The sequence below is a fragment of the Hoylesella loescheii DSM 19665 = JCM 12249 = ATCC 15930 genome (assembly GCF_000378085.1).
Classification (GTDB): domain Bacteria; phylum Bacteroidota; class Bacteroidia; order Bacteroidales; family Bacteroidaceae; genus Prevotella; species Prevotella loescheii.
On record NZ_KB899211.1, the window covers coordinates 103,495 to 116,948 of the forward strand.

The window sequence follows — 13,454 nt, forward strand, 5'->3', positions numbered from 1 at the left end:
CTTCACCCTTAGTGGTCGTTAGCCATTTTTTTTACCTATCGACCTTTTCACCCTTTCCCTCTTAATAACTCCCAAAGTTTTCATACCTTTGCACGAAAAAGATGAGAATTACCACTGTGATACTCGACTTTGACGGAACACTAGGCGACTCGCGCCGTATCATTGTCGACACATTGAGAGAAACCCTACGCCAACATGGCTTGCCACAAAATAGCGAAGACGAATGCGCAGCCACCATCGGACTGCCCCTTAAAGAGGCTTTCGTGCGCTTGGCAAAAGTAGACGACGCAACGGCTATGGACTGTGTGGCAACCTATCGCAGCATTTTCGACATCCATAACGTTACGGGTGCGGTGAAGCCCTTTGCCAACGTGGTACAAACCGTTGAGCGGATGCATGCCGCAGACTTAACGCTCACCATCGCCAGCAGTCGTGGTCGCGACTCGTTACCCAGCCTCGTGCGAAGCATCGGCATTGGTCAGTACATCAGCTATATCGTCAGTGCCGACGACGTCACCCACGCCAAACCCCATCCCGAGCCTGTACTCCTTACACTCGAACACCTTGATGCCAAGCCCGAAGAAACGCTCGTGGTAGGCGATATGGCATTCGACATCGAGATGGGACGTCGCGCCGACACCCTTACTTGTGGCGTAACCTATGGCAACGGTACGCTTGCGGAACTGGAAGAGGCGGGTGCAAACTGGGTGATAGACGATTTCGCCCAATTGCTCAACATACTTTCTGTGGAGTAAACGGTTGATGGATTGGCAAGATAGTAAGTTAACTGGTTAACCAGTTTGCAAGTCAGCAACGTTGACTAGCCTTGCAGGTTCTTCAAGTCTTACTAGTCCTGTCGGTTGACTAGTTTAGAAACTAGCCCATACCTAACGCCATTCCACGGAATCAACACCGCCCGCCACTGATCAATAAAACCCACTATAAACGATACTTATGCAGCCCATTATTAACCATTTTACCGACAACGACGCCTATACTTTCAGTTGCCAGTATTATGTTTTGCAAACCTATCCGCGTGCCGAAGTGGAATATACCTTCTTCGACCGTAACCATACGTCCTACCCCGAAGGTTTTGCCGACAAGGTGAAAGAACAAATCAACCTGATGAAGAACGTGAGAATAACCGAAGAGGAGATAGCCTTTATGCAGCAGCGCATGTACTATCTGCCCCAATGGTATTTCACTTTCTTGCGCGGCTACAAGTTCAATCCCGATGAAGTGCATATCCAGCAAGCCCCCGATGGTCAACTCGCCATCTCCATTCGTGGCAAATGGTATTCCACCATCATGTGGGAGATGCCCGTGCTTTCGATCATTTCCGAGCTAATGCACCAACATCGTGGCGACTTAGAACGCTATGATGCCGCCCTAGAATGCGAACGTGCCACCGATAAAGCTAAGCAAATATTGCGCGGAGGACTGGTTCTGGGCGACATGGGCACACGTCGTAGACTGTCGTTTCACCATCACGACAACGTGATACGTGCCCTGAAAGCCACCGCTGAAGCAGGTGGTGAAAACGTAGACGGTGTTTTTGTTCCGTGGAAGGGTCGCATCGTGGGTACAAGTAACGTTTATCTGGCCATGAAATACGAACTGGTGCCCATGGGAACGATGAGTCATCAGATCATAGAATTTGAAGAAAACGTGAGCGGAATCTTTGAATGCAACTTCAATGTGATGCGTAAGTTCAGCAATGTTTACGATGGCGACAACGGCATTTACCTCTACGACTGCTTCGGCGATAAGGTTTTCTTCAACAATCTCTCTAAACGCATGGCCCTGATGTTCGTCGGGTTGCGCGTAGATAGCGGTGTGGAAGAAGAGCAAACCGAAAAGATTATCGAGAAATACAAGCAGTTGGGCATCAATCCTGCCACCAAGCAGGTGATATACAGCAACGGCTTGAACATCGAACGCGCCTTAGAGATACACCGTTTTGTAGACGGGCGCGTGCAAGATAGCTATGGCATGGGCACGTTCCTCACGTGCGATGTTGTGGGTTGCCAACCTATGAACATCGTGGTGAAACTCACCAAATGCCGAATTACAGAGAAACGCGAGTGGCACGACTGCGTAAAGCTTTCGTGCGACAAGGGTAAAACGCTCGGCAATCCCGAGAAATGCGCCTATCTGTTGAAACAAATCGGGTAGGCGAAACACCCTGAAAAAACGAAGAGAAGCGAACGAAGACCATCTGTGACGTAAAAGCATTGCCTTCGTTCGCTTATTTATTTCTAGCTGTGAGTGGATGAAATGGGGTTTCGTAAGAGATATGCGGGTGTATAATGGCAAACAAGTAGAAATGCTTTAAGATTACTCGCATTACTTGTTTTGTATGGTCTTAGTCAAAATTTACCTTCCTTTTTCTTTGCAAATTAAAGCATAAAGCGTATATTTGCAGCATCTAATCATAATAACCCAATGGCAGTGGCATGCGCTCCGACTTCAATTAATTAACTCAAACGGTGCGTATAGACCTTGGGGTCGCATGTATATCCCACTTCCATTAGTAAAACCGAAGACAATGAAACAATTGAAAAGCAGTTTGCTAGTTGTGGCAACTCTTGCGCTATTGTCCGCTTGTAGTGCCGATGAGGAGAAGAAAAAGTACACTCCTGCAGTAGCCTCTAGTGTCGAAAGTACCGTGTATGTTGAAGTGCGAGATGGCGGCGAAGTGTCTTCTCCTAGCACTTTGCTGTACGATGGCAGGTTCTCCGTGTTTGGAAAAGCAAGTGGGCGCACCTTGAGCGTATCTGCCGATAAGCTGGATGACGTGAAAGTGTATCGCTTTTCGGCCGACTTGCCTGACCAATCTGTAATGAAATATTGGGATACTGATGAGGGAAAGCGGGGCGAAGGCTATGCAGATGTCGTGATAACGATAGACCGCGTTAAAGTGCCGTTGCGTTTTCATTATAGGTATAGTGCCATGCCCAATGCCGAAAAGATGCTGGGAGGAACAAGCATTGTTATAAAAACGGTGGAATGGCAAGGCAAAACGATAGACCCCTACCAGCATAATAAGCATTTTAAAATTGTTTTGCGCAAGCAAGAACAAGGCTATTCGGTAGAGTAAAGTGGTGCGTATAACCCGCTTGGGCTAAGCCGATGGCATTAACTCTCAATCCAAAGCTCTTGAATTCAGCAACAGGGAGGAATATTGAAGGCTGATAAATTCAGGCTCTCGTCAACTTACAAACTTACAAACTTGAATAATAATAACACACGATGAAACATTTGCGAATACCCTTGCTCGCAGCATTGACAGCCCTATTCGTCGTAGCTTGTGGCTCGAACAGCGATGCAGACGATTCCGCCTTTGTGGTGGAAAACACGGTGTATGTGCAGGTACAAGACGAAGATGGACAGCCCATAGACCCCGACGAGCTATTGAAAGATAATAAGTTTTCTGTCATTGGGCAGAAAGGCGGTAAGGCCTTAGACGTGCGAACGGAAGTGATGTATGGCGATAAGCTACTCGTTTTCTCGCCCGAATTTCCATTGAAGCATTCCTTCGATATGTTTCCCCCATCCCATGATGCCAAAGGCGCAACACGCTCTGATGGCAGACGAAACGGCATTACCGAAGAATACATTGCCAAAATGAGAAAAAGATTCGCAACGGCTGGTGGACATTCGGAAGCTGAAATCTCGATAGATGGAGTGAAGATACCGATAATCTTTAATTATAGCTTTTTCATCGATGCCTCCAAATTCTTGTCTTCGGGCTCGCGGTCGGATACAGGTGTCGAACTCAGAATAGTTTCTTGTGAGGGCAAAAGTGTTGACCCCAATATGTCGTTTTCCTATTTTAGGATTCAGTTCAGGAAAAAAGGGCAGGGCTATACCATAGTCGATCCCTTTTATGCAAATCATGATTTCTAGTTAAACGCTAAAAAAACAAGGGAATAAAAGGCGCACCACAGGGTGTGCCTTTTATGTTATGTGCCCAGTTCGGGGTAACATATAGCTCGTAAAAGTCTATGTGTTAGCGTGAGTTAGGAACAAGAAACGAATCATAATAACCCATGTGCATGTGAGGAATGTTGCACTACCTACCGCGTAGCCTTTGCCCTTTTTGGGGATGAAGCCCATGTCAAAGCATTTATAGTCACGAGGATATTGCGGCTTGCATTGCACTAACTACCTCGTAGTCTTTGGTCTTTTTGGGATGAAGCCCATGTCAAAGCATTTATAGTTACGGGACTATTGCGGCTTGCGTTGCGCTAACTACCGCGTAGCCTTTTGTCTTTGGAGGGCGAGCTCTATGTCAAAACATTCATAGTCACGGGGACTATTGCGGCTTGCGTTGCACTAACTACCGCGTAGCGGTTGGTCTGTTGGTAGGGCAGGGTTGGGAGCGAGAGCGACCTACCCTGTCTAAATGGTGCACTTAATCTCACAAGGCCGTAGGTCTTGGTCTTTTTCTATTGGTTAGTTTGCATAAAAGAAACGGGGTATTAGTAAATGAAACTTACCGCATTAGAGGGGTCGATGGTAACAAATGGCAGGCATATAATGATATGAAAGGGAGGAAAATATTGCACGTAATCTTCACCTAGAAACGCATTAAACGGAAAAAGACCAAGACCTACGGCCTTGTTTCTTTCCACCACAGCTTAGGCAGGGTAGGTCGCTTTGGCTCCCAACCCTGCCCTACCAAAGGACCAACCGCTACGCGGTAGATGGCGTAATGCCAGTGCTTGTTTCATTCCGCCTCTGCATTGGTTATATCAACCGTTACGCGGTAGATGGTGCTAAGCCAGTACTTGTTTCATTTCGCCTCTGCATTGGTTATATCAACCGTTACGCGATAGTTGGCGTAATACCTACATTTGTTTCACTCCGCCTCTGCATCAGTTATACCAACCGCTACGAAGTTGTTAGTGCAATACCAGCGTTTGTTTCATTTCGCCACTGCATTGGTTATACCAACCGTTACGTGGTAACTAGCGTAATGCCTGTGTTTGTTTCACTCCGTCTCCGCATCAGCCACACCAACCGCTACGCGGTAGTTGGCACAACACCTCTAATATGTGCATATACTGTAATGGGTTGTTTGTTACTCTGAACCTCATATATCATAAAAGGTGTGTATCTATTTGGTGGGAAATGGTATTTGTGGTAGAAAATCAAACACCTAAACTTACAGACTTACGCTAGGCTAGAATAACAAATAGCCCATAATAGTCCTTATACATATAGTTTGTTTTGCACTAACTACCTCGTAGCCTTTGGCCTTTTGGGGGATGAAGCCCATGTCAAAGCATTTATAGTCACGAGGATATTGCGGCTTGCATTGCACTAGCTACCGCATAGCCTTTGATCTTTTGGGGATGAAGTCCATGTCAAAGCATTTATAGGCATGGGACTATTGCGGCTTGTGTTGCACTAACTACCGCGTAGCGGTTGGTCCTTTGGTAGGGCAGGGTTGGGAGCGAGAGCGACCTACCCTGCCTAAGTAGCGCACCTAACCCCACAAGGCCGTAGGTCTTGGTCTTTTTCCCGTTGATTAGTTTGTATGGTTTGGTTTGGATTATACGACGCCTTATCCCGAACTCGCGCATGTATTTGTAAGTAGCGTTGTGCTAACTACCGCCATGCAGGATATGGTATAAATGGTGTTGTCTGCATATTTTTCCGCTCGTCAAACTGTCGCCTTATTCCCTGTTAGCATTAGATGCAACTACTGGATGTGCATGCCTCATGGGTAGGGAGGCAACGGAAGCGGCTTGATGTTTTAGCATCTGTAAACCGTTTGATAAGCCTTTGTACACAGCTTTATCAATAGCCGTTGGGTTATCTATAAGCTGGAACCCTATTCCATCTTATCTGGAACATTGTTCCAGTTCAACTGGAACAGCGTTCCAACTTAGCTGTAACGCGAGTCCAACATAGGGATAACACGCCGCTTTGTTAAAAAGCTGTGTGCGAGACCTCATTTCGTGTCTTGCGTTGGCTTATCGGGCGTGTTGGGTTCTCAATTTGTGGGCAGATTGTGTGCAATGCTTGTGGAGACTTCTTGGTCATGTAAGCGTAGTTGCAAAGCAAGATAATGTGCTGGATGCGCAATAAATCCGCATGCGTGGAACAAGCCTGCCGAGAAAGGTAAACAGACTGACCGAATGTTGTTTGGGATATGGCGCGCTCGTGTGTACATGCATGCGTATATATAATAAGGTGTATATTGAGGGGCAGTGGCCCATGAATAGCCATGGTAAGGGGCAAACTTCAAAACCCTCTGATTTGCAAACTTATACCTGCAAATGTGGTCGTTCGTTTCGCTAAAATCTCTTCCCCTCGTTACCCCTTCTAAACGGCTTAATCGCCCTTCCTACGTATCCAAAACGCCCCGAAATGGCTTTCATATACAAAAATCGTGGATAAAAACACTGAAAACGTAAAAATATTTTGTGCGTTTCGTTATTTATTCGTAACTTTGCAGCATTCAGTGGAATGAGGGGCTCCGATGAGAGTTCCTCATTTTCATTATCAGCAACAACAAGATATGATTGACAAAAACGTCGTAAAACAACTGGTTGAACAATGGTTAGCCGACAAAGAGTACTTTCTTGTCGATGTGGAAACTAGTCCGGATAGCCGTATCGTGGTGGAAATAGACCATGCAGACGGTGTTTGGATTGAAGACTGCGTGGAGCTAAGCCGATTTATCGAGGAGCACTTGAACCGAGATGAAGAGGATTACGAATTGGAAGTGGGCTCGGCCGGACTAGGACAGCCCTTTAAAGTGCCACAACAATACGTGAATTTCATCGGTAAAGAGGTGGAAGTATTGGATAAAGACGGCAAGAAATACAAAGGAACGCTCAAAAGTGTAGATGGAAACGACTTCGTTGTTACGGTAAACGAGAAGGTGAAAGTTGAAGGTAAGAAACGTCCTGTGATGCAAGACGTGGACCATAACTTTAAGATGGATGGTGTGAAATATACCAAATATCTGATTCAGTTCTAACGCTTGTTTGAGTAGAAAGTAGTAAGAAGTAAAGGAGTAAGGAGTAAAGTAGTAAGTGGTAAGTAGGAGTTAAGGAGTTATGGAATAAAGGAGTTAAGCCAAATGTTATGTGGCAGCGTGGCAAGTGTTGCCGTTAATGCTTTAACAAATTAGCTCTAAACCGGTCCGCTCATAAGCTTATCAACTTAACCCTTGGTTAACTCGTTAACTGATTAACTTGTCAACTGTAATTATATAAGGAGAAATTAATTGGCTAGCCCTTATGCTGGCGAGGCGCGAAAACAACATCTGTATGCGCCATCGGCCTGCAACGCGAGGGCAACACCACATCAAACGATAATAAACCCTATGGTAGCAAGAAAAAAAGATGAGAATATCTTGAGCATGGTCGACACGTTCAAGGAGTTTAAAGACACCAAGAACATCGACCGAATGACCTTGGTGAGCGTGTTGGAAGAAAGCTTTCGCAACGTGCTGGCTCGCATCTTCGGTAGCGATGAGAACTTCGATGTCATCGTAAACCCCGATAAAGGCGACTTCGAAATTTACCGCAACCGCATGGTGGTGGCAGATGGAGAAGTGGAAGACGAGAACAAGCAGATTGCGTTGACCGAAGCACAAAAGATTGAACACGACTACGAAGTGGGCGAAGAAGTTACCGAACGGGTAGACTTCGCCAAATTCGGACGTCGCGCCATATTGACGCTACGCCAAACGCTGGCATCTAAAATCCTGGAACTTGAACACGACTCATTATATAATAAGTATAAAGACCGTGTGGGTCAGGTTATCGCTGGCGAGGTGTATCAGGTGTGGAAGCGAGAAGTTCTCATTGTAGACGACGAGAACAACGAGCTTATTCTCCCCAAGTCGGAGCAAATTCCGGCCGACCAATACCGCAAGGGCGAAACCATTAGGGCCGTTATCTTGCGCGTAGACAACGAAAACAACAACCCCAAAATTATACTCAGCCGCACCAGTCCCATGTTCCTCGAACGACTGTTGGAGGCCGAAGTGCCCGAGATTAACGATGGATTGATATCCATTAAGCGCATTGCCCGCATGCCGGGAGAACGTGCTAAGATCGCCGTTGAGAGCTACGACGAACGCATCGACCCTGTTGGCGCCTGCGTGGGCGTGAGGGGTAGCCGTGTACACGGCATCGTTCGCGAACTTTGCAACGAGAATATCGACGTGATAAACTATACTGCCAACACCAAGCTTTTCATCCAACGTGCCCTTAGTCCTGCGCAAGTGAGCAGCATCAATATCGATGAAGAGAACCGTAAGGCAGAGGTGTTCTTGCACCCCGAAGAAGTTTCGCTGGCCATTGGACGTGGCGGACTGAACATCAAGTTGGCTTCCATGCTCACCGAATACACCATCGACGTGTTCCGTGAAGTGGCAGAAGGCGAGGCCGACGAAGACATCTACTTGGACGAGTTCTCAGACGAGGTAGACCAATGGGTTATCGATGCCATCAAGAGCATTGGGCTCGACACGGCCAAGGCTGTGCTTAACGCACCGCGAGAAATGCTCGTGGAGAAGGCCGACTTGGAGGAAGAAACCGTCGACAGCCTGCTGCGCGTGCTGAGGGCAGAGTTCGAACAAGGATAACAGACTACCCTTATAACGGGTAGACAAGGCCGAGGCCACAACCAAAAAACAAAAACAAAACAACAGAATGAACATCAGATTAGGCAAAGCAATAAGTGAATTGAACATCGGACTCCAAACGGCAGTGGAGTTCTTAGAAAAGAAAAGCGAGCTGGGAGAGGTGAAAGCCGAACCCACGTTCAAACTGAACGATGCGCAATACGAAGCCCTTATGAAAGCGTTTCATAAGGATAAGGAGGTGCGCAATCAGGCCGAGAAGCTCTTTCCGAAGAAAACGAAGGAGAAGAAACGTGTGGCCGAAGATAACGATCATCGTGCAGAAACGGTGCTTAACGCGGGCAAACAGCAATACAAGCCTTTGGGTAAGATAGACCTTTCGAACCTAGGTGGTAAGCCTGCCGCGAAGAATTCTGATGTGAAAACCGTTCAAGACGATAATAAAGAAGAAGCTAAGCCTGCTGCCGTGAGCGAAGTTTCTAACACGGCAAGCGATGTTTCTGCCGACAAACAGGAAAAGGTGGTGAACGCCGAAGCGACGAAGCAAAACGTAGTTGCCGACGAACAAAAAGCTGAAAAGCAAGTGGACGCACCGCAAGAACCGAAAAAGGATAAGGCGGAAGCGAAAGCCGAGCATAAGGAACGCTCTGCACATGCACCGAAAGCCGATGCTGCGAAGTCTGCTGCAACTGTAAAAGCGGTCGACGAAGCGCAATCGGTTCAATCCGAAAAAGCCTCTAAGGCCGAGGTTGCTAACGTGGAAACATCTGCTGAAGGAGCTGCTACGGAAGGCGAAGGGACTGATGCTAAACCAGCCATCTTTACGCTGAAAAGCGAGCAAAACAACGCGCCTGGTATCAAGGTGATGGGAAAGATTGACCTTTCTACCATCAACCAGAACACTCGACCTAAGAAAAAATCGAAGGAAGAGAAACGTAAGGAGCGCGAAAACAAGGGTCAGCAGGGTGGCGAACGTCGCAAGCGCAGTCGTATAAACTCTGAAAGGGTAGATATCAACGCAGCTGCCAACCAGCCCAGCAACAATAAGAACAAGGGCGGTAACACTGGCGGTGGCGGAAATAACAACGCTGCTGGCGGACGCAACGCTAACAAGAAGAACAAGAAACCCAATAGAAATCAGAAACCCTTAGAGGTGAACGAGGAAGACGTAGCACGCCAGGTAAAAGAGACTTTGGCACGTCTTACCAACCGTAACCAAAACAAGAAGGGTGCGAAATATCGTAAGGAGAAGCGCGATGCGGCACTAGAACGCCTCAATGAGGAACGTGCAGAGGAACGCAAGGAGAGCAAGACGCTGAAGCTAACCGAGTTTGTTACCGTAAGCGAATTGGCTTCGATGATGGATATTTCGGTAAATCAGGTTATCGGAACGTTGATGAGCGTGGGCATTATGGTGTCTATCAACCAACGTTTGGATGCCGAAACCATTAACCTTGTTGCCGAAGAGTTCGGCTTCAAGACTGAATACGTGAGTGCGGAAGTGTCTGAAGCCGTTACCGAAGAGGCCGACGACGAGGCCGATCTTGTGCCACGCTCGCCCATCGTTACCGTAATGGGACACGTAGACCATGGTAAGACGTCGCTGCTCGACTACATCCGCAATACCAATGTCATTGCTGGCGAGGCGGGAGGTATTACTCAGCACATCGGTGCTTACAACGTGAAGTTGGGCAATGGCCGCAACATCACCTTCCTAGATACCCCTGGTCACGAAGCCTTTACGGCCATGCGTGCCCGTGGTGCACAAGTAACCGACATCGCCATCATCATCATTGCTGCCGACGATAGCGTGATGCCAACCACCAAAGAAGCCATCGCGCATGCCCAAGCAGCCAATGTGCCCATGGTGTTTGCCATCAACAAGATTGACAAACCGGGTGCAAACCCCGACAAGATACGCGAAGACCTATCGCAAATGAACCTGCTTGTGGAAGAGTGGGGCGGTAAATACCAATGCCAGGAGATAAGTGCCAAGAAGGGTGTTGGTGTAAACGAGCTGCTTGAGAAGGTGCTTTTGGAGGCCGAAATGCTTGATCTCAAGGCCAACCCGAACCGTAAAGGTACGGGTAGCATCATCGAAAGCTCGCTCGATAAAGGTCGTGGCTATGTCTCTACACTGCTTGTTAGCAACGGAACGCTACATGTTGGCGACAACGTTATTGCAGGAACGAGCTGGGGACGCATCAAAGCCATGTTCAACGAACGTAACCAACGCATTGAGAGTGCTGGTCCTGCCGAACCCGCTATCATACTGGGTCTGAACGGTGCACCTACTGCTGGCGATGCGTTCCACGTTTTAGAGACCGAGCAAGAGGCACGCGACATCGCCAACAAGCGTCTACAACTGCAACGCGAACAGGGCTTACGTACACAAAAACGTCTCACGCTTAGCGACATCTCACACCGTATCGCACTGGGTTCGTTCAAGGAACTCAACATCATCGTTAAGGGTGATACCGACGGTTCGATTGAAGCGCTTAGCGATTCGTTCATCAAGCTCTCTACCGAGAAGGTGAAGGTGAACGTTATCCACAAGGCTGTGGGACAGATTTCAGAGAACGACGTAACGCTGGCCGACGCTTCTGACGCCCTCATTGTGGGCTTCCAGGTTCGTCCATCTGCCGCTGCACGTAAGTTAGCCGACCAAGAAGGAGTGGAGATAAACACCTATTCGGTTATCTACGACGCCATCGACGATGTGCACTCGGCTATGGAGGGCATGCTCGATAAGGTGAAGAAAGAAGTGGTAACGGGCCAAGTAGAGGTTCGCGAAGTTTATAAGATATCGAAGGTGGGTACTGTTGCTGGTGCAATTGTTACCGAAGGTAAGGTGCACAGGGTTGACAAAACCCGACTTGTTCGCGATGGTATTGTGGTGCATACGGGCGAAATCAACGCCTTGAAACGCTACAAAGACGACGTGAAAGATGTACCCACAGGCTTCGAATGTGGTATTAGCATCGTCAACTTCAACGATATTCAGGTGGGCGACATCATCGAAACGTTCACCGTTATCGAAGTGGAACAGAAGTTGTAAGGTGAGATTTTGAGCTCATTAGTTTTTAAGTTCATATAAGTTGATGAGTTTATGAGTTGTTGAGTTTATGAGTTGCAGATAAGTTAGGGCTATGTTATGCTTAGCGCCGACTAATCAACTGATGTACGCAAAGCTCATAAACTCAATAACTCACCACCTCAAAAACGAATGAACTTATGAACTCAAGAAACTAACAGTAACATTTGTTACCGCCTTGTTTTGCGGTATGGTGTTTGCTGAACAGAATGATAGGGGCGCCCCATTGGGGCTGTCCCTATTCATCGCTTAATACAAATTTGTATATATGGAAGAAGTAAAGAACGAGAAAAACGCGTATGTGCGAAGTGTGGCCGAACAGAAATACGAGTTCGGCTTCACAACAGACGTGGAAACAGATATTATTGAGAAAGGCCTTAACGAAGACGTTGTGCGACTTATTTCGAGCAAAAAGAACGAGCCCGAATGGTTGCTGGCGTTTCGGTTGAAGGCCTTTAATCATTGGAAAACGTTGAAACAGCCCAACTGGGCACACGTTAACCTACCCGAGATAGACTATCAAGGCATCTCGTATTATGCCGACCCGATGGCTAAGAAGCCTGCCAACAAGGAGCTAGATCCCGAGTTGGAGAAGACGTTCGATAAGTTGGGCATTCCGCTTGAAGAGCGATTGGTGCTCGGTGGGGTAGCGGTAGACGCCATTATGGACTCTGTTTCGGTGAAAACAACCTTTAAAGAGAAGCTTGCCGAAAAGGGCGTGATATTCTCTTCCATAGGTGAGGCCGTGCAAGAACATCCCGAACTGGTGCGGCAATACCTTGGTTCGGTGGTGCCTTACAGCGATAACTACTTCGCTGCGCTCAACAGTGCCGTGTTCTCCGATGGCTCTTTCGTCTACATTCCCAAAGGCGTGCGCTGCCCGATGGAGCTAAGTTCGTACTTCCGAATTAACGCCCGCAACACGGGACAGTTCGAAAGAACCCTCATTGTGGCAGAAGACGATACGTATGTAAGCTATCTTGAAGGCTGCACCGCTCCTATGCGAGACGAAAATCAGCTGCATGCTGCCATCGTAGAGATTATCGTTAAGGATAACGCCGAGGTGAAATACTCCACCGTTCAGAACTGGTATCCGGGCGACGAACATGGAAAAGGCGGTGTGTTTAACCTCGTTACCAAACGTGGCGACCTACGTGGGGTGAACTCGAAGCTATCTTGGACGCAGGTAGAAACGGGTTCGGCCATCACCTGGAAATATCCTTCGTGCATCTTGCGCGGTGATAATTCGCAGGCAGAGTTCTATTCTGTGGCCGTAACCAACAACTACCAGCAGGCCGACACAGGTACGAAGATGATACACATGGGCAAAAACACCAAGAGCACGATTATCTCTAAGGGTATCAGCGCTGGTCGTAGCCAAAACTCGTACCGTGGATTGGTACGTGCAACGGCCAATGCCGACAACGCCCGCAATTACAGTTCGTGCGACAGTTTGTTGCTCGGCGACAAGTGCGGGGCACATACCTTCCCGTATATGGACATACATAACGACACGGCCATTATCGAACACGAGGCCACGACCAGCAAAATCAGCGAGGCTCAACTGTTCTATTGCAACCAGCGAGGCATCCCAACCGAACAGGCTGTGGGACTAATCGTCAACGGATACGCAAAGGAAGTGCTCAATAAATTGCCCATGGAGTTTGCCGTTGAGGCGCAAAAGCTACTCAGTGTTTCGCTCGAAGGTACTGTGGGATAGGCTAGAAACAGGATATTAGGTAAATCATT

The 13,454-nt window shown here is 47.8% G+C and carries 8 protein-coding genes; all 8 read left to right on the plus strand.

The window, feature by feature from the left end; all coding sequences use genetic code 11:
• The first annotated feature begins 101 nt into the window (after positions 1-101).
• The 8 genes from F453_RS0102725 to sufB all read left to right on the plus strand — a co-directional run bounded on the left by F453_RS0102725 (position 102) and on the right by sufB (position 13,425).
• On the plus strand, positions 102-755 hold the full coding sequence (locus tag F453_RS0102725) for an HAD family hydrolase (RefSeq protein WP_018966627.1): 654 nt from the start codon (positions 102-104) through the stop codon (positions 753-755).
• Between the two features lie 199 nt (positions 756-954).
• A complete protein-coding gene (gene pncB, locus F453_RS0102730) occupies positions 955-2,175 on the plus strand; it encodes a nicotinate phosphoribosyltransferase (RefSeq protein WP_018966628.1) in 1,221 nt (406 codons plus the stop codon).
• Positions 2,176-2,548: 373 nt separating this feature from the next.
• Positions 2,549-3,100, plus strand: a complete 552-nt coding sequence (locus F453_RS0102735) for a hypothetical protein (protein ID WP_018966629.1) — start codon at positions 2,549-2,551, stop codon at positions 3,098-3,100.
• Between the two features lie 152 nt (positions 3,101-3,252).
• A complete protein-coding gene (locus tag F453_RS0102740; RefSeq protein WP_018966630.1) occupies positions 3,253-3,909 on the plus strand; it encodes a hypothetical protein in 657 nt (218 codons plus the stop codon).
• A gap of 2,623 nt (positions 3,910-6,532) precedes the next feature.
• On the plus strand, positions 6,533-6,997 hold the full coding sequence (rimP, locus tag F453_RS0102745; RefSeq protein ID WP_018966631.1) for a ribosome assembly cofactor RimP: 465 nt from the start codon (positions 6,533-6,535) through the stop codon (positions 6,995-6,997).
• A gap of 348 nt (positions 6,998-7,345) precedes the next feature.
• A complete protein-coding gene (gene nusA / locus F453_RS0102750) occupies positions 7,346-8,614 on the plus strand; it encodes a transcription termination factor NusA (protein ID WP_009237045.1) in 1,269 nt (422 codons plus the stop codon).
• A 67-nt stretch (positions 8,615-8,681) separates the two neighbouring features.
• Complete coding sequence (infB, locus tag F453_RS0102755; protein ID WP_018966632.1) at positions 8,682-11,669, plus strand: translation initiation factor IF-2; 2,988 nt, start codon at positions 8,682-8,684, stop codon at positions 11,667-11,669.
• A 304-nt stretch (positions 11,670-11,973) separates the two neighbouring features.
• On the plus strand, positions 11,974-13,425 hold the full coding sequence (sufB, locus tag F453_RS0102760; RefSeq protein ID WP_018966633.1) for a Fe-S cluster assembly protein SufB: 1,452 nt from the start codon (positions 11,974-11,976) through the stop codon (positions 13,423-13,425).
• The last annotated feature ends 29 nt before the right edge of the window (positions 13,426-13,454 follow it).